This window comes from Cupriavidus sp. KK10, assembly GCF_018223725.1.
Taxonomy (GTDB): Bacteria; Pseudomonadota; Gammaproteobacteria; order Burkholderiales; family Burkholderiaceae; genus Cupriavidus; species Cupriavidus necator.
Genome location: NZ_CP073677.1, coordinates 396278 through 415320, shown reverse-complemented (window position 1 = coordinate 415320; position 19043 = coordinate 396278). Strand labels below are relative to the sequence as shown.

Below are 19043 nucleotides of genomic sequence, written 5' to 3'. Positions count from 1 at the left end.
CGGGGAGAATCGCCATGGACAAGTTCGTCAGCATCGAAAACGTCGGCCAGACCTTCAAGACCCGCAAGGGCCCGTTCGTCGCCCTGCGCGATATCAACCTGCAGATCGCCGAGGGCGAGTTCATCACGCTGATCGGCCATTCCGGCTGCGGCAAGTCCACACTGCTGAACCTGGTCGCGGGACTGGCCACGCCCACCACCGGCGCGCTGATCTGCGCCGGGCGCGAGATCGCCGGGCCGGGGCCAGAGCGCGCGGTGGTGTTCCAGAACCATTCGCTGCTGCCGTGGCTGACGTGCTTCGAGAACGTCTACCTGGGCGTGGAGCGCGTCTTCGCCGCCAACGAGAGCAAGCCACAGCTCAAGGCGCGCACGCATGACACGCTGGCGCTGGTGGGCCTGACGCACGCCGAGAACAAGTACCCGCATGAAATCTCCGGCGGCATGAAGCAGCGCGTGGGCATTGCCCGCGCGCTGGCGATGGCGCCCAAGGTGCTGCTGATGGACGAGCCCTTCGGCGCGCTCGATGCGCTCACGCGCGCGCACCTGCAGGACGAGCTGATCAAGATCGTGGCGCGCACTCGCAGCACGGTGGTGATGGTGACCCACGACGTCGACGAGGCCGTGCTGCTGGCCGACCGCATCGTGATGATGACCAATGGCCCGGCCGCCACCATCGGCGAGATCCTGAAGGTGGGCCTGCCGCGCCCGCGCGACCGCGTCGCGCTGGCCGATGACAAGGCCTATCACGCCTGCCGCACCGCGGTGCTGGACTTCCTCTACCGCAAGCAGCGCAACCCGGCGCTGCAGGAAGCCGCGTAGTGTCCTCAGGAGGCGATGCGCGGTGACCGGCGGCGGTGGGCGCGGCGGCCTGGCTCCGCTATCATGAACCCAGAACAGACTACCCCCACGCCGCCATGACCACGCCAGCCACGTCCTTCCCTGCTGCCCGCTATATCAAGGAGATCGGCCGCGGCGTCAACGGCGCGCGCGCGCTGCCCCGCGAAGACGCGCAGGCCCTGTTCGACGCCATGCTGGCCGGGCGCGTCTCCGACCTGGAGCTTGGCGCCATCCTGATGGCCTACCGCATCAAGGGCGAGGCCCCGCACGAGCTGGCGGGCATGCTGGAAGCCGCCCATGCGCACTGCCAGCCGCTGCCGGCGCCGCCTGACCGGCAGGTGGTGGTGATCCCCAGCTACAACGGCGCGCGCAAGCAACCCAACCTGGTGCCGCTGCTGGCGCTGCTGCTGGCGCGCGAAGATGTCCCCGTGCTGGTGCACGGCACGCGCCTGTTCAATGGCCGCGTGACTAGCATGACGCTGTTCGAGGCCCTGGGCGTGCCCTTGTGCGCGACGACCGACGAGGCCTCGGCACGGCTGCGCGAGGGCAGCGACCTCGGGCCGCTCGCGGTGTTGCCGGTGGATGTGCTGTCGCCCGGGCTGTCGCAGCTGCTGGAGCGGCGCACCGTGATCGGCCTGCGCAATTCGGCGCATACGGTGGCCAAGATGCTGCAGCCGGTGGGCGAGCATTCGCCCGCGGAAGGGTTGCGCCTGTACAGCTACACCCACCCCGAATACCGCGAGACGCTGACCGACTACTTCTCGCATGAGCCCGCCAACGTGCTGCTGGCACGCGGCACCGAGGGCGAAGTGGTGGCCGATGCGCGCCGCACCAGCCGCATCGACTGGCTGCATGAGGGGCACCAGCAGACGCTGGTCGATCCGGCCGTGGGTTCACTGGCCGAAGTACCTGAACTGCCGCCCGGCAGCGACGCCGGCCAGACCGTGGCCTGGATCCGGCGCGTGCTGGACGGCGCGGTGCCGGTGCCGGCACCGATCGCGATCCAGGTCGATGCCATCCGCGAATGCCTGCGGCAAGGCACCCACGTGACCTGGGCCAGCCCGGTCTGAGCCAGCCCCGGGACCGCTGTCAGGCCTTGCGCGGAGGCAGCGGGATGCGCTCGGTCTCGCCCGGCACGTGCGGGAACTGATCGTCCTCCCAGCGCTGGGCGGCAGCCTCGATCGCCACCTTGCTGCTGGCAACGAAATTCCAGTAGATAAAGCGGTGCCCGTCGGTCGGGTCGCCGCCCAGCAGCATCACGCGCGACGGCGCCGTGGCCGTCAGCGTCGCGGGCTGGCCCGGCGTGAGCACCACCATATGCTCGGCCGGCAGCGGCTCGCCGTCGAGCGCCACCGCGCCATCCACCGGATAGACGCCCCGTTCGGCATGCTCGGCCGGGATCTCCACGCTCGCGCCCGCATCCAGCTCGATCGCCACATACAGGGTGCGGCTGAAGACCTTGACCGGAGAGACCTGGCCAAAGGCATCGCCCGCAATCACCACCATGCGCACGCCCGGCCGCTCGATCTGCGGCAGCGTGGCAGCGGGATGGTGGAAGAACGACGGCTCGGCACCCTCATGCTCCTGCGGCAGTGCCACCCAGGTCTGGATGCCGTGCAGCCGGGCCCCGGCGGGGCGCACATGCTCGGGCGAGCGTTCCGAGTGCACGATGCCGCGCCCGGCGGTCATCCAGTTGACGTCGCCTGGGCGGATCGCCTGGTCGCTGCCCAGGCTGTCGCGGTGGATGATCTCGCCCTCGAACAGGTAGGTGACCGTGGCCAGCCCGATATGGGGATGCGGACGCACATCAGCGCCGGCGCCCGGCGGCAGCTGCACCGGCCCCATATGGTCGAAGAAAATAAACGGCCCGACGGTCTGGGTAGCGGCGGCGGGCAACAGCCGGCGCACGGTAAAATCGCCCAGGTCGCGCACATGCGGCTTGAGCAAGTGTTCGATAGCAGACATAACTCCTCCGGTGGAATGAGAGAGGCTCGCAAGGATGCCAGCGCGCCGCAGGTGGGTCGAGTGTAGCCGCTGCTGCAACAAATCATTGCAGCAGCGGGCAGAACCCCCGTGCCCCGCGCCGCTCTAATATCCTGTGCGCCGAACCGTGGGTATCGTTTCCGCCGCTCGAAGCGGTAAGTAGCTATGCTATCCGCAAGAGCAATCGAGTGGAACTATCACTGCCATCGGGACTCCAATTAGCACTCACCCGGCCTGAGTGCTAATATGTGTTGCAGTGCCGCCGACCAAGAGGCGCGGCACACCGGCAACCGAACCGCCGGATGCGAAAGGAGCCATTGAGTGAACGCAGTCTTGTCTGCCGACCAAACCCTGAATAACCGTCTGCCGACGGCACCCCGGAGCACGGGCAGCTTTGCGCTGACCTTCCCGGCCACCGTTGGCAACCTCGACAGCTATATCCAGGCTGTCCACCGGATTCCGTTGTTGACCGCGGAGGAAGAGCAGCGCCTGGCGCGCGAGCTCCGCGACCACGACTCCGTTGATGCTGCCCGCCAGATGGTGATGTCCCACCTGCGCCTGGTGGTGTCGATTGCCCGCCAGTACCTGGGCTACGGCCTGCCCCACGCCGACCTGATCCAGGAAGGCAATATCGGCCTGATGAAGGCGGTCAAGCGCTTCGACCCCGACCAGGGCGTGCGCCTGGTGTCGTACGCGATGCACTGGATCAAGGCCGAGATCCACGAATACGTGCTGAAGAACTGGCGCATGGTCAAGGTGGCCACCACCAAGGCCCAGCGCAAGCTGTTCTTCAACCTGCGCAGCCACAAGCAGGGCGCACACACGTTCACGCCGGAGCAGGTCGAGGCCGTGGCGCGCGAGCTGAACGTCAAGCCCGAAGAAGTGATGGAGATGGAAACCCGCCTGTCGGGCGGCGACCTGGCGCTGGAAGGCCAGATCGACGACGGCGAAGAGGAATTCGCCCCCATCGCCTACCTGGCGGACAACCACAACGAGCCCACCCGCGTGCTGGAAGCCAAGCGCCACGACCGCATGCAGGTCGAGGGTCTGGAAGAGGCGTTGGCCAAGCTGGACGAACGCAGCCGCCGCATCATCGAGGCGCGCTGGCTGCACGTCGAGGACGATGGCTCGGGCGGCTCCACGCTGCATGAGCTGGCTGACGAGTTCGGCGTCTCGGCCGAGCGCATCCGCCAGATCGAGGCCGCGGCCATGAAGAAGATGAAGGGGGCGCTGCAGGCGTTCGCCTGACCCGCTCCCCCAGCCATGCAAAAGGCCGGTCCACTGGACCGGCCTTTTTGTTGCCCGCGAGGGGACAAGTGCGACGTTATGCCGCACCCCTTCCCTCCCTTTCACATCACGACAGCAGCTGTTTCAGGTCGTGCGCGATCGGATCCGGACCCTGGCCGTGGCGGATGAACAGCCGCAGCTTGCCCTCCGGATCGAACACATAGCTGCCCGCGGAGTGGTCCACCGTGTAGTTGCTCGGGGAGCTGCCCGGCACCTTGGCATAGAACACCTTGAAGTCCTTGGTCACCTTCTGCAGTGCGGCTTCGTCGGCCGGGCGCAACCCCAGGAAGCGCGCATCGAAGGCCGGCACGTACTGGGCCAGCAGCGCCTGCGTGTCGCGTTCCGGATCGACCGTGACGAACAGCACCTGCACGCGGTCGGCGTCCGGGCCCAGTTTCTCCATCACCGCCTTCAGTTCGGCCATCGTGGTCGGGCACACGTCCGGGCAGTGGGTGTAGCCGAAGAACATCACCACCGCCTTGCCCTTGAAGTCGGCGATGGTGCGCACCTTGCCGTGATGGTCGGTCAGCGAGAAGTCCTTGCCGAAGTCCGCCGCGCCGGTGATGTCGACATTGCGGAACGAGACCTTCTGCTGCCCGCAGGCAGCCACGGCCAGCGCAAGCGCGGCCAGCAGGGAAAAGCGGCGGAAGGCGGCGAACAGGCCGGAGGCGGGGCTTAGGCGGGGCATGCGGCGGAAACCGGTCAGGGGTGGGAGGAAACGGCGGCACCGGAGGGCGGCGACATCACGCAGTATCGCCGATCGTGTCGCCACGCTGCGCCGGCCGCGACAAGATGCCGCAGCCGGTGGGCCACAGGTCAGACCTGGGGCACGAACTTGAAGTAGTGGTCGACCAGCAGCGCGGCAAACAGCAGCGACAGGTACAGGATCGAGAAGCGGAAGGTGCGCTGCGCCAGTTCGTCTGAATAGTTGCGGTACATCTTCCAGGCATAGGCCAGGAAACCCGCGCCCAGCGCCAGCGCGGCCGCCAGGTAGATATAGCCGCTCATGCCGTAGACAAAGGGCAGCAGCGTCGCGGCGATCATGATCAGCGTGTACAGCAGGATATGCAGCAGCGTATAGCGCTCGCCGTGCGTGACCGGCAGCATCGGCAGGCCGGACTTGGCGTAGTCGGCGCGGCGGTACAGCGCCAGTGCCCAGAAGTGCGGCGGGGTCCAGGTGAAGATGATCAGCACCAGGAACCAGGCCTCGGCCGGCACCTCGCCCGCCACCGCGGCCCAGCCCAGCGCCGGCGGCATCGCCCCGGACAGTCCGCCGATGACGATGTTCTGCGGCGTGGCCGGCTTGAGCAGGATGGTGTAGACCACCGCGTAGCCGAGGAAGGTGGCAAAGGTCAGCCACATCGTCAGGTCGTTGGCGTAGACGTGCAGCAGCCACATGCCGGCGCCGCCCAGGATGGCGGAGAACACCAGGGTCTGCGGCGTGGTGATCTCGCCGGTGGCCGACGGGCGCCACGCGGTGCGGCGCATCAGCGCGTCGATCTTCTGCTCGACCAGGCAATTGATGGCAAAGGCCGCACCGGCCAGCAGCCAGATGCCGGCGGCGCCGCCGATCAGCACGCGCCACGGCACCATGCCGGGCGTGGCCAGGAACATGCCGATGATGGCGCAGAACACGGCCAGCTGCGTCACGCGCGGCTTGGTCAGGGCGGCGTATTGTCGGGCAAGGTGCCGTATCCGGCTCAACTTGCCCAGCGAATGGGGGTGGGTAGCGGTAACCACGGAAGGGGTCTTGTCTTTCATGTGGCGCGGGCGGCGTTCGGCACGGCAGCGGGGGCGCCGGCGGCCCGCATGGTGAGCCCTGCGAGCCCTGTATTGTAGTGGAGGCGGACCAGCAGCAGCAGGAGCAGCGCCGCGCCGCCGTTGTGCGCAACCGCGGCCACCAGCGGCCAGTCGAACACGATATTGGACATCCCGGTGGCCAATTGCAGCACCAGCGTGCCCAGCAGCCAGCCGGCCGCGCGCGCGAGCCCTTCAAGCCTGCGCGCGCGCAGGCCAAGCCACGCCAGGTAGCCCAGCACGACAAAGGCAAAGCCGCGGTGGACCCAGTGGATCGCCACCAGCGCCGCGTGCGGGATGTAGTCGCCGTCGGCGGTCATGCCCAGCTGGCGCCACAGCGTGAAGCCGTGGCGGAAATCCATCTCGGGCACCAGCTGGCCGTTGCACAGCGGGAAGTCGGTACAGGCCAGCACCGCGTAGTTCGTGCTGACCCAGCCGCCCAGGAAGATCTGGATCACCAGCAGCAGCAGGCCGATGCGCACCGGCCAGCGCAGGCGCGCGGCCTGCGCCGCGACCGGGTGCGGCGGATCGTTGCGCGAGCCCAGCTGGATCAGCACGGCCAGCAGGGCCATGCCCAGCATCAGGTGCGTGACCACGATGACGGGCTGCAGCTTCAGGGTCACAGTGAAGGCGCCGAACGCGCCCTGCACGCACACCAGCAGCAGCACCCCGGTGGCGAACCACGGCGACTGCTTCAGCTCGCGCCGCTTGACCCACGCCAGCACCATCAGCGTGATGATCAGCACCCCGACCGCCATGGCGAAGTAGCGGTGGATCATCTCGATCCACGCCTTGGCCAGCGTCACCGGGCCGCTGGGCAGCGCGGTCTCGGCCGCGCGGATCGGCTCCATCGCGGCGTGCGGGTTGGAGTGCCCGTAGCAGCCGGGCCAGTCCGGGCAGCCCAGGCCGGAGTCGGTCAGGCGCGTGAAGCTGCCGAACATGATCAGGTCCAGCGTCAGGAACGCCGTGATCCAGGCGAGCTTGCGGTACTTGTTGCGGTCCCCTTTCACCAGCACGTAGGACAGCGGAAACAGCGCGATCAGGATGCCGATGATGGCCAGTTGCAGCAGCATGCCGTCCCCTTTAGCCGATGCGCGAGACCTTGAGCAGCTTCTTCAGGTCGCCGCTCATCTTCTTGGGGTCCGGGTCCTGCGGGAAACGCATCATCAGGTTGCCCAGCGGGTCGACCAGGAACAGGGTGTCCTCGGCGCGCTTGCCGGGTTCGGCCGGCAGCCACTGCTGGGCGGCCTGGCGGTCGATGCGCAGGAAACGCACACCGGCGTAGGGCTCGTTGTAGGCGGCGGTCAGGCGCTCGTCGATCTTGCCATCATCGGTCACCAGCCACACCGGCACGATCCGTTCGCGGTCCTGGCCCTGCCCGGCGCGGATCTGGCGGATGGTGAAGAGCTTCTTCGCGCAGGCCTCGTCGCAGGCGGACGGATCGGCGGTCACCAGCAGCCATTTGCCGCGGAACTGCTCCAGCGGCACGGCACGACCCTGCTCGTCGGTGACGCGCACCGGCGGCATCGGCCGCTGCGGGTCGACCAGCGCGCCGTAGTTGGTGGCGCCACCGCGCGGCTTGATCACGTAGTAGGTGAAGTAAGAGGCAATCACCGGCGACGCGCACACCAGCAACAGCATCAGCATCTGCAGGCGGCCGCGGCGCGTGCGCGCATCGATGCGGGTATCCGGCGGCGAGGCCGCGGCGGCCGGGGCGGAGTCTTGCTGTGCCATGGAGTACGTCTGTCCTTTGTCTTCGGCGAGCGCATGCGCCCGGTTCATTCGAGTTACGGTGCGGCCACCCGGCGCGCGCGGCGCCAGCCCAGCACGGCCACCAGCACCACCGTCAGCGCGGCCAGCCCGAACCACTGGAAGGCATAGCCGTAGTGTCGGTCCGCGCCCAAGTCGGCCGGGGCCCAGTCGCGCGCCAGGCCATCGCCGGTGTCGCTGCGCTGCTCCAGCACCAGCGGGTGCAGCGCCAGGCCGGTTTCGGCCGCATAGGCAGCGATGTCCAGGTTCTGGCGGATCTTGCTGCCAGCGGCGTCCTGGCCCAGGCTATAGACCCGCGGCACGGCCGCCAGTGCCGTGCCTTCGATCGTTACCTCGCCCTCGGGCGTGGGGAACGGCGCAATCCTGGTGCGGTCCTGGGCATCGCGCGGCAGCCAGCCGCGCAGCACCAGCACCGCCTGCATGGCGCCGGCGGCACCTGCTGGCGCTGGCGAGGCGGCTGAAATCCGCAGCGGCGTCAGCACCAGGAAGCCGGCGCGGCTATCCCCGGGGCTGCTGCCATTGCCGTGGGGGCGATTATCCAGCAATACGCTGCGGGCCGTGTCAAAGCGCCCGGTCACGCGGACCGTGCGGTCGGTCACAACTTGCGGCAGCGGCGCCGTGCCCAGCAACACCGGCGGCTGCGCCGACAGCGCCTGCAGCCGCGCCGCGCGCGCCTCTTTGTCGTGCGCGCGGTTGAGCTGCCAGTTGCCCAGCGCGCAGGTCACGGCGATCACCACCAGCGCGGCGGCCAGCGGCAGCGGGCTGAACCTGCGGCGCACTGTCATCGCCAGGCGGGACCACAACGCGGGCCGGTGCGATAATGGGTTTTTCCGTCGCTCTTTGCCCCGACCTGCCCCGCCATGCGCATTGTCATCATCGTTGCCTTCATCCTGATCATCGCCAGCCTGGCCTCCGCCCTGTTCTTCATGATGCGCGACCGCGGCACGACGCCCAACATGATGCGCTCGCTGATGCTGCGTGTCGGGTTCTCGGTGGCGCTGTTCCTGTTCATCCTGTTCTCGAACTGGATGGGCTGGATCCACAGCACGGGCATCCGCATGGCGCCCTGAACGCCAGGACGCGGGCAGCAGGCCCGCAAAAGACAAACGCCGCAGGCTGGACAACCTCCTGCGGCGTTTCTCTTTTGCGTTGGCGCCGGCCGCCCCCGAGGGGCGCGCCGGCGGGTACGGCAGCCGGATTTACAGCCAGTACACCACGACGTAGAGGAACAGCCACACCACGTCAACAAAGTGCCAGTACCAGGCAGCGCCTTCGAATGCAAAGTGGTGATCAGGCGTGAAGTGGCCCTTCAGCACGCGGATCAGCACCACGGTCAGCATGATAGCGCCCATGGTCACGTGGAAGCCGTGGAAGCCGGTCAGCAGGAAGAAGGTCGAGCCGTAGATGCCCGAGGACAGCTTCAGGTTCAGTTCCGAGTAGGCGTGCATGTACTCGTACACCTGGAAGCACATGAAGACCGCGCCCAGCAGGATGGTCAGCGACAGGCCCTGGATCAGCTGGCTGCGCTTGCCGGCCAGCAGCGCGTGGTGCGCCCAGGTCAGCGTCAGGCCGGACATCAGCAGCAGCGCGGTGTTGATGGTCGGGATCGGCCACGGACCCATGGTCTGGAAGCTTTCCACCACGCCGGCCGGGCCGGTGTTGGGCCACACCGCGGCAAAGTCGGGCCACAGGATCTTGTTGTTCAGGTCGCCCAGCCACGGCATGGCGATGGTGCGGGCATAGAACAGCGCGCCGAAGAAAGCCGCGAAGAACATCACCTCCGAGAAGATGAACCAGCCCATCGACCAGCGGAACGACAGGTCGATGTTCTTGCCGTACATGCCGCCTTCGGACTCGCTGATGGCGTCGCCAAACCAGCTCTTGAGCACGAACAGGAACCACAGCAGGCCGAAGCCGCACAGGTACGGCGCCCAGGGCTGCCCGTTTACCCAACCGGCGGCTCCCGCGCCCGTCATCAGCAGGCCGAAGCTTGCCGTGATCGGGTGGCGCGACGGGCCCGGTACGAAGTAGTACGGAGCGTTTGCGCGATTCGCACTCATTCTTTTATCTCCAGCTCAGAGTCTTTGATTCAGTATTCGTGATCCGCGCTTTGGCACTGCGGGCCGCCCCCTCCTCTGGGCCGGCCCCGCCGCCGCGGTTGCTTTGTTCTGCGACTGCTTTTGTTGTCTACCCTTCCTGCCCTGCTATCCCGCTGCCTGTCCCACCACGATGCGCACGATGACCACCAGCACCGCGATGAAGATGGCCGCCGCGATCACGCCTGCGATCACCACATGCACCGGGTTTAACCGGGCCATGTCGCGCTCGTGCTCGGCGCCTTTGCGCAGGCCGATGAACGACCACAGCACCGCGCGCATGGTTTGCGCGAACGACATCTTGCGCTTGACCGCGTCCTTCATCTCATCCATCGCCCGTCCTCCTCAGCCCCGGCATGCACCGCAGCCGTCTCAGATGCCCTTGCCGGCCGGTGCCGGCTGCGGCGCCACCTGGCCCTCGGGCGCCTGCGCCACCGGCGCACCCACCTCGAAGAAGGTGTACGACAGCGTAATATTCTTCACATCTTTGGGCAGCGCGGGATCGATCACGAACACCACCGGCATCTCGCGCGCCTCTTTCGCCTTGAGCGTCTGCTGCTTGAAGCAGAAGCACTCCAGCTTCATGAAATACTGGGTCGCCTGCTTGGGCGCGTAGCTCGGGATGGCCTGCGCCGAGATATCGCGCGGCTGCCCGTTGGCCACCTCATAGACGATCGTCGCCATCTCGCCCGGGTGCACTTCCATGCTGTTCTTCACCGGCCGGAAGGCGAAGGGCCCGCGCGCGTTGGAGTCGAACTCCACCGTGATGGTGCGGCTCTTGTCGACCTGCGTGTTCTTCACCGCGCCGTGCAGCTCGCGCGTGGTGATCACGTTGATGCCGGTGATCTCGCAGATCTTCTTGTACAGCGGCACCAGCGCATAGCCGAAGCCGAACATCACGGCCACGATCACGACCAGGCGCAGCATCATGCCGCGGTTGAACCGCTTGTCCGCTTCCCTGCCAGCCTGCTGGTCGTTGCTCATCTCGCTACCCTGCCGCCTCAGCCAAGAAACATCATCTTGGCGAAGAACCCCAGAAAGAAAACCACCACGATCGACAGCAGGATCAGGCCAAGGCGGCGGTTGGCGGCCTTCTGGTCCGGGCGTGATGGGCTTTTGTCTGGAGACTGCATAGTTGCTTCTGTTGCCTGCCGGCGCGGGAGGCGGACGCTGCCGCCTCCCGCTGCCTGATTACGCTGGCCGCGCCTTAGCGGACCTGCGGGGGAACTTCAAAGGTGTGGAACGGCGCCGGCGACGGCACGGTCCACTCCAGGCCCTCGGCGCCATCCCAGGGCTTGTCGGCGGCCTTCTCGCCACCGCGGTACGACGGCAGCACCACGAAGAAGAAGAAGTACACCTGCATCAGGCCGAAGCCCAGCGCACCGATCGACGCGATCGCGTTGAAATCCGCGAACTGGGTCGGATAGTCGGCATAGCGACGCGGCATGCCGGCCAGACCCAGGAAGTGCATCGGGAAGAAGGTGACATTGAAGAAGATGATCGAGCCCCAGAAGTGGATCTGGCCGCGGGTTTCGTTGTACATGAAACCGCTCCACTTCGGACCCCAGTAGTAGAAGCCCGCGAACAGCGCGAACAGCGAGCCGGCCACCAGCACATAGTGGAAGTGCGCCACGATGAAGTAGGTGTCCTGCAGCTGGATGTCGATCGGGGCCACGGCCGGCATCAGGCCGGTGAAGCCGCCGATGGTGAACACGAAGATGAAGCCGATCGAGAACAGCATCGGGGTCTCGAAGGTCATCGAGCCGCGCCACATGGTGGCGATCCAGTTGAAGATCTTCACGGCGGTGGGCACCGCGATCAGCATGGTCGCGTACATGAAGAACAGCTGGCCGGTCACCGGCATGCCGGTCGTGAACATGTGGTGGGCCCACACGATGAACGACAGGATGGCGATCGAGGCGGTGGCGTACACCATCGAGCTGTAGCCGAACAGGCGCTTGCGGGCAAACGCCGGCACCACCTGCGAGACGATCCCGAAGGCCGGCAGGATCATGATGTACACCTCGGGGTGGCCGAAGAACCAGAAGATGTGCTGGTACATCACCGGGTCGCCGCCGCCGGCGGCCGAGAAGAAGCTCGTGCCGAAATGGCGGTCGGTCAGCACCATGGTGATGGCGCCAGCCAGCACGGGCATCACGGCGATCAGCAGGTAGGCGGTGATCAGCCAGGTCCAGCAGAACATCGGCATCTTCATCAGCGTCATGCCCGGGGCGCGCATGTTGAGGATGGTCACGATGATGTTGATCGAGCCCATGATCGACGACGCACCCATGATGTGCATCGCGAAGATGGCCATGTCCATGCCCGGGCCCATCTGCACCGACAGCGGCGCGTACAGGGTCCAGCCGGCGGCGGTGGCGCCGCCCGGGACCAGGAACGAGCCGGCCAGCAGCAGCGCGGCCGGCGGCATCAGCCAGAAGCTGAAGTTGTTCATGCGCGCGAACGCCATGTCGGACGCGCCGATCTGCAGCGGGATCATCCAGTTGGCGAAGCCGACGAAGGCCGGCATGATCGCGCCGAACACCATCACCAGGCCGTGCATGGTGGTGAACTGGTTGAACAGCTCGGGGCGGAAGAACTGCAGGCCCGGCTCGAACAACTCCAGGCGGATCAGCAGTGCCAGCAAGCCGCCCGATAGCAGCATGATGAACGAGAACAGCAGGTACAGCGTACCGATGTCCTTGTGGTTGGTCGCGAACAGCCAGCGGCGCCAGCCATGCGGGTGGTCGTGCGCGTGGTCGTCATGCGCGTGATCGTGCGGATGGGCGAGCGCGTCCGGGGTAGCAGTACTCATCGCAAATGCTCCTCTAATCCTGTTCTGTCTTCAGCGGGTCAGCCCGCGACGCGGTTGCCCGCGAGGCTGGCCTGCTTGTCAGCCTTGTCGGCCGGCTTGGCTTCGGCCTTCGGCGCTTCGCCGCCGGCCGCGCCGCCGCCCTCGGGGAACTTGCCCGCGCGGGCACCCACGAAGTCGCTCGGCTGGATCACTTCACCCGTCTTGTTGCTCCAGGCGTTGCGCGTATAGGTCATGACCATGGCCAGCTCGGTATCCGAGAGCTGCTTCCACGACGGCATGCCGCCCTTGCCTTCGAGCAGGATGTGCATCTGGCCGGCCTTGGGGCCGTTCACCACCTTGGAGCCGTCCAGCGCCGGGAAGGCGCCGCCGCCCTTGCCGTTGGGCTGGTGGCAGACCGCGCAGTTGGCTGCGTAGATCTTCTCGCCGCGCACCTTGGCCTCGTCCAGCGTCCAGGTCTTGTTGGGATCGTCGGCCTTGGCCGCCAGCTCCTTCTTCTTGCCGTCGACCCACTTGGTGTAGTCGGCGTCCGAAACCACGCGCACCACGATCGGCATGAAGGCGTGTTCCTTGCCGCACAGCTCGGCGCACTGGCCGCGGTACACGCCGATCTTCTCGGCCTTGAACCAGGTGTCGCGCACAAAGCCGGGGATCGCATCCTGCTTGACGCCGAAGGCCGGGATCATCCAGGCGTGGATCACGTCGTTGGCAGTGGTAACGATGCGGATCTTCTTGTTGACCGGCACGACCAGCTCGTTGTCCACCTCCATCAGGTAGGTGTTCGACTTGGGCTGCTCGTTGTTGATCTGCTCGCGCGGGGTGGTCAGGGTCGACACGAAGGAGATGCCTTCGCCTTCGCCCTTCAGGTAGTCATAGCCCCACTTCCACTGGTAGCCGGTGGCCTTGATGGTGACGTCGGAGTTGGTGGTGTCCTTCATCGCCACCACGGTCTTGGTCGCCGGCAGGGCCATCGCAATCACGATGATGAACGGGACGATGGTCCAGATCACTTCGACCGTGATGCTCTCGTGGAAGGCAGCAGGCTTCGCACCCTTGGACTTGCGGTGCTTGAAGACGGAATAGAACATCACGCTGAATACCGCGATGAAGATCACCGTGCACATGATCAGCATCATCCAGTTCAGCCAGTGAATCTGTTCGGCGATCTTGGTAACCGGCTCGGTCAGGTTGAGCTGGCGCACGGCGGGGCCGCCCGGCATGTCGCTGACCGCGGACGCCGTCTGGCTGGCAAGCAGGGACGCGCCGGCCAGACAAACTGCGGATGCCTTCTTCCACATTTTCATTTGTTATCTACCCAATTTACAGATTCAAATCTGTCCCCGCCGCCGCCACCGCCGCCTCTCAGAGGCGGCGCAAGGCCGCTGCGAGCTCCTGCGCGAACTTGCGTCGCCGGTACGGGTCCACGTAACACCCCACCTGTACCTCACGCCCGCCCGAGCGCAGCGTCACCAGCGCGCGGAACGATTCACCCAGTTCGACCCGCACCCAGCGCGGGTTGAATTCCCGGCGCGTCACCTTTGTGCCGCTGGCTGTCTCCACGACCAGCATGCCGTCGGTAATGCTGACGCGCTCATAGTCTGTCGCATGGCGCGCATACACCAGCAGCGCGATCCCCAGCCCGATCAGCTCGATGCTGGCAAATGGCAGCACGAGCCAGGACCCTTGCCACGCGAAAAACAACGCGATGGCAAGCGAAACCGTGAGGATCGAGAGGTAAAACCAGCCGACCTGGCGTGGAGACAGCGAGCAATTCCGCTTCATCAGCCAGTCGTGGGGCGCGGGGAGAGGTCCGTCGAGATTTCCGCCGGAGTCACCACCTGCCGTCTGGAGTGCGATACCCAAGTCTTGCATCGCCAACCACTCTGCATCGGATGCACACCCGGGACGATGGCGCCCGGGCCGCACAGTGCAAGTGCAAAACCAGGACGTTCTTGTGCCAGGGGACCACTGCGACAAACTGGCGCATTATAGGGCGCTTCCTATACACGGACAAGGGCGCGCCTTGACCGGACGGCTTGCGCGCCGCTTGATTCTGTGCATAGGGAAGAGCCCCGCCATCGCCCTGCCCGCCGCGCCGGTGCTATGTTTGCGGCAATCCCGCACCGGCGCAAGTTAACTCTGTTTTAACTTGTCCGGCGCGGCCTTGCACGGCCGATCTGGTCCAGCGGCACCACCGCGCGGCCCTGGTCGTCGACCGCCTGGCCGCCACGCGGGGCCAGCTTCCAGGCGTGGCCGTAGACGATCTCGAAGGTGAGCGGGATCACGCCGTCGGCGTTGCGCCGCCGCTCCAGCGCCTGCGCCAGCGCCTGGTACCAGCCGCGGCCGCGCAGGCCCTGCGGCAGCGCAGCGGCCGGCCCGCGCAGGCCGCCGAAGGCCTGCACCTCGCGCAGCAGCGTGGCGGGGGACTCGTAGGTCACGGTCAGCGTCTCCATGTCCATCACCGGGGTGGACCAGCCGCTGTGCACCAGCATGTCGCCGATATCGTGCATGTCGACAAAGCGCAACGTATGGGGAGCTTCGTCGACTTCGGCAAAGGCCGCGCGCAGCTCCTTCAGGGTGTCCGGGCCGAACAGCGAGAACAGCACCAGCCCTTCGTCGCGCGCCACGCGGTGCCACTCCGGGAACACGCGGTGCGGCTCCGGATGCCAGTGCAGCGCCAGGTTGGACCACAGCAGGTCGAAGCTCGCGGGCGCAAAAGGCAGTGTGGCAAGATCGCCCTGGACCAGGTCAAAGAGCGGCCGCTTGCCCAGCATGCGGCCGATCCAGCCGGGCCGGCGCTGCGGGTCGCGCTGGCCGGCCTCGGCCAGCATCGCGCCGGAGATGTCCAGCCCGGCAATCTGCGCATCCGGGAAGCGGTCGCGCAGCCCGGCCAGGCCCTGACCGTGGCCGCAGCCGATATCCAGCGCGCGCTGCGGCGCCAGGCGGATCACTTCCATGCGCTCCTGCATGCGGCGGCCGATTTCGCCCAGCAGGAAGTCCAGCTGGCCGAAGCCGCGGCTGCGCCGGTCGAAGGCGAGCCGGGTCAGGCGCGCGGGGGGCAGGAAGGCATCGGGGGAATCAGCGGCATGCAGGGACACGGGCAGACAGGGCAGCAAGAAAATCAGGAACCGGCGCGGGGGCAGATACAGGATCAGGCCCGGGCGCCGGATGAACGCGGCCGCGGCGCCCGATGGGCTGCGGCCGGACGGCAAGTATACGCGCGCGCCGCGCTGGCTGCCGGCGCCGCCGGCAAGGTGCTGGCCGGCCTGCGCGCTGGCGCTGGGGCGCCACTTCCACTGCCCGGCCTGCGCCGCATCGCCCCTGGCATTCGATCACGCCCACACGCTGGGCGACTACGCGTCGCCCCAGGACCAGCTGGTGCTGGCGCTCAAGTTCGGCCACGCGCTGCCACTGGCGGGCTGGCTCGCGGCCCGGCTGGCCGCGGGGCTGCCGGGGGCTTGGGCCGGCGCCCGGCGGGCGCCGCCCGACCTGATCGCACCCATCCCCCTGTCACCGCAGCGGCTGGCCGCGCGTGGTTTCAACCAGGCCTGGGAAATCGCGCGGCCGCTGGCGCGCCACTTGGGCCTGCGCGCCGACCCGGTGCTGCTGCAGCGCCAGCGCGACACCGGCAGCCAGCGCGCGCTGGACCTGGCCGCCCGGCAGGTGAACCTGCGCGGCGCCTTCCGGCTGGCGCGCGCCGTGCGGCTGGACGGCCTGCACGTGGCGCTGGTGGACGATGTGATGACTTCCGGCGCCACCGTGCACGAAGCCGCCAGCGTGCTCAAGGCGCATGGCGCGGCCCGCGTCAGCGTGATCGTCGCGCTGCGCACGCCGTAGCTTTGGATGACACTGGCCGGTGCGCGCGGTAAGCTGCGCACCGTTCTGACGAAGGGCGCAGCGCGCCCGCCATCCCCTGCATCATGTTCAATGTCGTCCTGGTCGAACCGGAAATCCCGCCCAATACCGGCAATGTGATCCGCCTGTGCGCCAACACCGGCGCGCAGTTGCACCTGGTCAAACCCCTGGGCTTTCCGCTGGAAGACGCGCGCATGCGCCGCGCGGGACTGGATTACCACGAGTACGCCACCATGCGCGTGCATGAAAGCTGGGACGCGCTCATGGCCAGCGAGCAGCCCGACCCGGCGCGCATGTTCGCGCTGACCACGCGCGGCTCGACGCCGTTCGGCCAGATGGCGTTCCGGCCCGGGGACTGGTTCGTGTTCGGTTCCGAGACGCGCGGGCTATCACCGGAGCGGCGCGACTGGTTCCCGCCCGCGCAGCGCATCCGGCTGCCGATGCGGCCCGACAACCGCAGCCTGAACCTGTCGAACACGGTCGCCGTGGTGGTGTTCGAGGCGTGGCGCCAGAACGGGTTCGAAGGCGGCAGCTGAGCCGCCCGGCCAGCGCCTACTCCGGCTGCACGCCGGCGGCGCGGATCACCTTGTCCCAGCGTGCCTTCTCGCTCACCATGGTCTGGCGCAGCGAGGCTGGCGCGGTACCGGCCGGCACGAAATACTGCGCGCGCATCTTGTCGCGCACGTCGGCGCTGCCGATGATCGCCACCAGCTCGCGGTAGAGCCGGTCGATCACAGCCTGCGGCGTGCCCGCCGGCGCCAGCACCGCCTGCCAGGAAATCGCCTCGAAGCCCGGGTAGCCGGATTCCGCCACCGTCGGCACCGACGGCAACACCGCCGTGCGCCCCGTGGTGGTCACGGCCAGCACGCGCAGCTTGCCCGCGTTGACCTGCGGCATCGCGATCGCCGGCACCATGAAGCCCGCCTGCACCTGCCCGCCCACCATCGCCGTGGTGATCTGCGGGAAGCCGGGGTACGGCACGTGCTGCAGGTCGATGCCCGCCATCGCCTTCAGTTGCTCCATCGCCAGGTGCGAGGCGCTGCCGTTGCCGGGCGAGCCATAGTTCAGCTCAGCCGGCTTCGACCGTGCCAGCGCGACGAACTCGCGCAGGTTGTGCACCGGCAGGCGCGCATCCACCACCAGCACGTTGGGCGAGGTCGCCACCAGCGTGACCGGCGCCAGCTGGCGGAACGGGTCGTAGTTCAGGTTGCGCGACAGCGTCGGCGCGGTCACCAGCGGGCCGTTGATGGTGAACAGCAGCGTATAGCCATCGGGGGCGGCGCGCGCCACCATGCCGGTGCCGATATTGCCGCCGGCGCCGGGACGGTTTTCCACCACCACCGGCTGGCCCAGCGCGGCGGCCAGCTTTTCGGTCACGATGCGCGCGATCAAGTCGGGCGACGAGCCCGGCGGGAACGGCACCACCATGCGGATCGGCCGCGCGGGCCAGGGTTGGGCGAAGACGCTGCCGGAAGTCCCGGCAGCGCAGGCAGCCGCCAGCGCGATCAGCGCTTGTCGTCGTGTGGGCATGCGGTGCAGAGGATCAGAAGGTGGATACGCGGGTAGTCATTCGTCGCGCGCGTCGCGCTGCAGCAGCTGCGCCACCGCATCGGCGGCGCTCAGCCCGTCGAACAGCACCGCGCAGACCGCGCGGGCGATCGGCATCTCGACGCCGTGCGTGGCGGCCAGCTCGGCCACCGCCTGGGCGCAGCGCACGCCTTCGGCGACGTGGCCCAGCCCGGCCAGGATCTGCTCTAGGCTCTGCCCCGCCGCCAGCTGCTGGCCGACCTTGCGGTTGCGCGACAGGTCGCCGGTGGCGGTCAGGATCAGGTCGCCCACGCCGGCCAGGCCCATGAAGGTCTCGACCCGGCCGCCCAGCGCCAGCCCCAGGCGCGTCATCTCGGCCAGCCCGCGCGTCACCAGCGCGGCGCGCGCGTTCAGGCCCAGGCCCAGCCCGTCGCTGGCGCCGGTGGCAATGGCCAGCACGTTCTTGACCGCACCGCCGACTTCCACGCCGGTCAGGTCGTCGCTGCCGTAGATGCGCATCGCGTGATGGTGGAAAGCCGCCTGCGCGCGTTCGGCCAGCGACGGCTCGTTGCCCGCCACAGTCAGCGCGCACGGCAGCCCCAGCGCCACCTCGCGCGCGAAGCTGGGGCCGGTCAGCACGCCGTAGGCAAAGCCCTCGGTGCGCCCGGTGGCATCGAGCTCGGCCCGCACCATCTGGTGCGGCAGCAGGTGGGTGCCGGACTCGAAGCCCTTGCACAACCACAGCATCGACACCGGCCTGGCGCTGCGCGCGGCCAGCCGGCGCGTCATCTCGCGCAAGCCCGCCACCGGCGTTGCCACCACCACAATGCCGTCGGCATCGTCGGCGGCATGCGCCACGGCCTGCTCGAAATCCGCCTGCACCGCCAGCCGCCCGGACAGCGTCACGCCGGGCAGGTAGGCGGCGTTCTCACGCGTGGCCGCAATCGCCGCGAGTTGCGCGGGATCGCGTCCCCACAGCACCACGTCGTTGGTGGCCGCGGCATGGCTGGCGAGGGCGGTGCCCCAGGCACCGGCACCGAGGAAGGTCAGTTTCATGGCAGCTCGAACAGAAGATGGCGC

At 67.7% G+C, this 19043-nt stretch carries 22 protein-coding genes; 6 read left to right on the top strand and 16 right to left on the bottom strand.

Annotated elements, in window-relative coordinates:
* Positions 1-14 precede the first annotated feature (14 nt).
* Together KB879_RS02160 and ybiB are read left to right on the top strand one after the other, a co-directional pair.
* On the top strand, positions 15-818 hold the full coding sequence (locus KB879_RS02160; protein ID WP_013955451.1) for an ABC transporter ATP-binding protein: 804 nt from the start codon (positions 15-17) through the stop codon (positions 816-818).
* Positions 819-913: 95 nt separating this feature from the next.
* Entirely contained in the window at positions 914-1906 is a 993-nt protein-coding gene (gene ybiB, locus KB879_RS02155; RefSeq protein ID WP_211980665.1) for a DNA-binding protein YbiB, read from the top strand.
* Positions 1907-1925: 19 nt separating this feature from the next.
* Here ybiB and KB879_RS02150 read toward each other — a convergent pair whose 3' ends face one another.
* A complete protein-coding gene (locus KB879_RS02150; protein ID WP_211980664.1) occupies positions 1926-2801 on the bottom strand; it encodes a pirin family protein in 876 nt (291 codons plus the stop codon).
* 369 nt (positions 2802-3170) lie between these two features.
* Here KB879_RS02150 and rpoH point away from each other — a divergent pair, with 369 nt between their 5' ends.
* The gene (gene rpoH, locus KB879_RS02145) at positions 3171-4067 is read left to right on the top strand and encodes an RNA polymerase sigma factor RpoH (RefSeq protein ID WP_371827408.1); all 897 of its coding nucleotides are present in this window, start codon (positions 3171-3173) and stop codon (positions 4065-4067) included.
* 106 nt (positions 4068-4173) lie between these two features.
* Here the strand turns inward: rpoH and KB879_RS02140 are convergent, their stop codons facing one another.
* The 5 genes from KB879_RS02140 to KB879_RS02120 form a co-directional block, all read right to left on the bottom strand.
* Entirely contained in the window at positions 4174-4794 is a 621-nt protein-coding gene (locus KB879_RS02140; protein WP_211980662.1) for an SCO family protein, read from the bottom strand.
* Between the two features lie 128 nt (positions 4795-4922).
* The gene (gene cyoE, locus KB879_RS02135) at positions 4923-5867 is read right to left on the bottom strand and encodes a heme o synthase (RefSeq protein WP_013955446.1); all 945 of its coding nucleotides are present in this window, start codon (positions 5865-5867) and stop codon (positions 4923-4925) included.
* Complete coding sequence (locus KB879_RS02130) at positions 5864-6976, bottom strand: heme A synthase (RefSeq protein ID WP_013955445.1); 1113 nt, start codon at positions 6974-6976, stop codon at positions 5864-5866. Before KB879_RS02130 ends, cyoE begins: the two co-directional genes overlap by 4 nt.
* Positions 6977-6986: 10 nt before the next feature.
* Positions 6987-7637 (bottom strand): cytochrome C oxidase subunit I, encoded by a 651-nt coding sequence (locus tag KB879_RS02125; protein ID WP_194946769.1) that lies wholly within the window; start codon positions 7635-7637, stop codon positions 6987-6989.
* Between the two features lie 53 nt (positions 7638-7690).
* Positions 7691-8458, bottom strand: a complete 768-nt coding sequence (locus KB879_RS02120) for an SURF1 family protein (RefSeq protein ID WP_211980661.1) — start codon at positions 8456-8458, stop codon at positions 7691-7693.
* Positions 8459-8533: 75 nt separating this feature from the next.
* Here KB879_RS02120 and KB879_RS02115 point away from each other — a divergent pair, with 75 nt between their 5' ends.
* Positions 8534-8743 carry a twin transmembrane helix small protein gene (locus KB879_RS02115; RefSeq protein WP_013955442.1) on the top strand — a complete coding sequence of 70 codons (210 nt, stop codon included), beginning with the start codon at positions 8534-8536 and terminating at the stop codon, positions 8741-8743.
* 129 nt (positions 8744-8872) lie between these two features.
* Here the strand turns inward: KB879_RS02115 and KB879_RS02110 are convergent, their stop codons facing one another.
* The 8 genes from KB879_RS02110 to KB879_RS02075 all read right to left on the bottom strand — a co-directional run bounded on the left by KB879_RS02110 (position 8873) and on the right by KB879_RS02075 (position 15679).
* Positions 8873-9733, bottom strand: coding sequence for a cytochrome c oxidase subunit 3 (locus KB879_RS02110; protein ID WP_013955441.1), 861 nt, complete (start codon positions 9731-9733; stop codon positions 8873-8875).
* A 144-nt stretch (positions 9734-9877) separates the two neighbouring features.
* Positions 9878-10102: a DUF2970 domain-containing protein gene (locus KB879_RS02105; protein WP_013955440.1), complete on the bottom strand. Its 225-nt coding sequence runs from the start codon at positions 10100-10102 to the stop codon at positions 9878-9880.
* 39 nt (positions 10103-10141) lie between these two features.
* Positions 10142-10753, bottom strand: a complete 612-nt coding sequence (locus KB879_RS02100; protein ID WP_013955439.1) for a cytochrome c oxidase assembly protein — start codon at positions 10751-10753, stop codon at positions 10142-10144.
* 17 nt (positions 10754-10770) lie between these two features.
* Complete coding sequence (locus tag KB879_RS02095) at positions 10771-10902, bottom strand: cytochrome oxidase small assembly protein (RefSeq protein WP_010814819.1); 132 nt, start codon at positions 10900-10902, stop codon at positions 10771-10773.
* 74 nt (positions 10903-10976) lie between these two features.
* Positions 10977-12584: a cytochrome c oxidase subunit I gene (gene ctaD, locus KB879_RS02090; RefSeq protein ID WP_010814820.1), complete on the bottom strand. Its 1608-nt coding sequence runs from the start codon at positions 12582-12584 to the stop codon at positions 10977-10979.
* 38 nt (positions 12585-12622) lie between these two features.
* Positions 12623-13885, bottom strand: coding sequence for a cytochrome c oxidase subunit II (coxB, locus tag KB879_RS02085; RefSeq protein WP_013955438.1), 1263 nt, complete (start codon positions 13883-13885; stop codon positions 12623-12625).
* A 58-nt stretch (positions 13886-13943) separates the two neighbouring features.
* The gene (locus KB879_RS02080) at positions 13944-14453 is read right to left on the bottom strand and encodes a DUF2244 domain-containing protein (RefSeq protein ID WP_013955437.1); all 510 of its coding nucleotides are present in this window, start codon (positions 14451-14453) and stop codon (positions 13944-13946) included.
* 272 nt (positions 14454-14725) lie between these two features.
* On the bottom strand, positions 14726-15679 hold the full coding sequence (locus KB879_RS02075) for a methyltransferase domain-containing protein (protein WP_193351035.1): 954 nt from the start codon (positions 15677-15679) through the stop codon (positions 14726-14728).
* Between the two features lie 70 nt (positions 15680-15749).
* On the opposite strand from KB879_RS02075, the gene KB879_RS02070 reads away from it, so the two are divergent.
* Both KB879_RS02070 and trmL read left to right on the top strand, forming a co-directional pair.
* Positions 15750-16418 (top strand): ComF family protein, encoded by a 669-nt coding sequence (locus KB879_RS02070; RefSeq protein ID WP_249221243.1) that lies wholly within the window; start codon positions 15750-15752, stop codon positions 16416-16418.
* Between the two features lie 83 nt (positions 16419-16501).
* On the top strand, positions 16502-16972 hold the full coding sequence (trmL, locus tag KB879_RS02065; protein ID WP_211980660.1) for a tRNA (uridine(34)/cytosine(34)/5-carboxymethylaminomethyluridine(34)-2'-O)-methyltransferase TrmL: 471 nt from the start codon (positions 16502-16504) through the stop codon (positions 16970-16972).
* Positions 16973-16988: 16 nt separating this feature from the next.
* Here trmL and KB879_RS02060 read toward each other — a convergent pair whose 3' ends face one another.
* A complete protein-coding gene (locus KB879_RS02060) occupies positions 16989-17966 on the bottom strand; it encodes a tripartite tricarboxylate transporter substrate binding protein (protein WP_013955432.1) in 978 nt (325 codons plus the stop codon).
* 36 nt (positions 17967-18002) lie between these two features.
* Positions 18003-19019, bottom strand: coding sequence for an NAD(P)H-dependent glycerol-3-phosphate dehydrogenase (locus tag KB879_RS02055; protein ID WP_211980659.1), 1017 nt, complete (start codon positions 19017-19019; stop codon positions 18003-18005).
* Positions 19020-19043: the final 24 nt, after the last annotated feature.

Bases quoted from the DNA above. Each gene is read 5' to 3' on its own strand.
- KB879_RS02110 (WP_013955441.1), bottom strand. From the start codon at position 9,733: ATGAGTGCGAATCGCGCAAACGCTCCGTACTACTTCGTACCGGGCCCG.
- KB879_RS02140 (WP_211980662.1), bottom strand. From the start codon at position 4,794: ATGCCCCGCCTAAGCCCCGCCTCCGGCCTGTTCGCCGCCTTCCGCCGC.
- cyoE (WP_013955446.1), bottom strand. From the start codon at position 5,867: ATGAAAGACAAGACCCCTTCCGTGGTTACCGCTACCCACCCCCATTCG.
- coxB (WP_013955438.1), bottom strand. From the start codon at position 13,885: ATGAAAATGTGGAAGAAGGCATCCGCAGTTTGTCTGGCCGGCGCGTCC.
- KB879_RS02100 (WP_013955439.1), bottom strand. From the start codon at position 10,753: ATGAGCAACGACCAGCAGGCTGGCAGGGAAGCGGACAAGCGGTTCAAC.
- ctaD (WP_010814820.1), bottom strand. From the start codon at position 12,584: ATGAGTACTGCTACCCCGGACGCGCTCGCCCATCCGCACGATCACGCG.
- ybiB (WP_211980665.1), top strand. From the start codon at position 914: ATGACCACGCCAGCCACGTCCTTCCCTGCTGCCCGCTATATCAAGGAG.
- KB879_RS02080 (WP_013955437.1), bottom strand. From the start codon at position 14,453: ATGCAAGACTTGGGTATCGCACTCCAGACGGCAGGTGGTGACTCCGGC.
- KB879_RS02115 (WP_013955442.1), top strand. From the start codon at position 8,534: ATGCGCATTGTCATCATCGTTGCCTTCATCCTGATCATCGCCAGCCTG.
- KB879_RS02120 (WP_211980661.1), bottom strand. From the start codon at position 8,458: ATGACAGTGCGCCGCAGGTTCAGCCCGCTGCCGCTGGCCGCCGCGCTG.
- KB879_RS02105 (WP_013955440.1), bottom strand. From the start codon at position 10,102: ATGGATGAGATGAAGGACGCGGTCAAGCGCAAGATGTCGTTCGCGCAA.
- KB879_RS02095 (WP_010814819.1), bottom strand. From the start codon at position 10,902: ATGCAGTCTCCAGACAAAAGCCCATCACGCCCGGACCAGAAGGCCGCC.
- KB879_RS02070 (WP_249221243.1), top strand. From the start codon at position 15,750: ATGAACGCGGCCGCGGCGCCCGATGGGCTGCGGCCGGACGGCAAGTAT.
- KB879_RS02060 (WP_013955432.1), bottom strand. From the start codon at position 17,966: ATGCCCACACGACGACAAGCGCTGATCGCGCTGGCGGCTGCCTGCGCT.
- KB879_RS02125 (WP_194946769.1), bottom strand. From the start codon at position 7,637: ATGGCACAGCAAGACTCCGCCCCGGCCGCCGCGGCCTCGCCGCCGGAT.
- KB879_RS02160 (WP_013955451.1), top strand. From the start codon at position 15: ATGGACAAGTTCGTCAGCATCGAAAACGTCGGCCAGACCTTCAAGACC.
- KB879_RS02055 (WP_211980659.1), bottom strand. From the start codon at position 19,019: ATGAAACTGACCTTCCTCGGTGCCGGTGCCTGGGGCACCGCCCTCGCC.
- KB879_RS02130 (WP_013955445.1), bottom strand. From the start codon at position 6,976: ATGCTGCTGCAACTGGCCATCATCGGCATCCTGATCGCGCTGTTTCCG.
- KB879_RS02150 (WP_211980664.1), bottom strand. From the start codon at position 2,801: ATGTCTGCTATCGAACACTTGCTCAAGCCGCATGTGCGCGACCTGGGC.
- trmL (WP_211980660.1), top strand. From the start codon at position 16,502: ATGTTCAATGTCGTCCTGGTCGAACCGGAAATCCCGCCCAATACCGGC.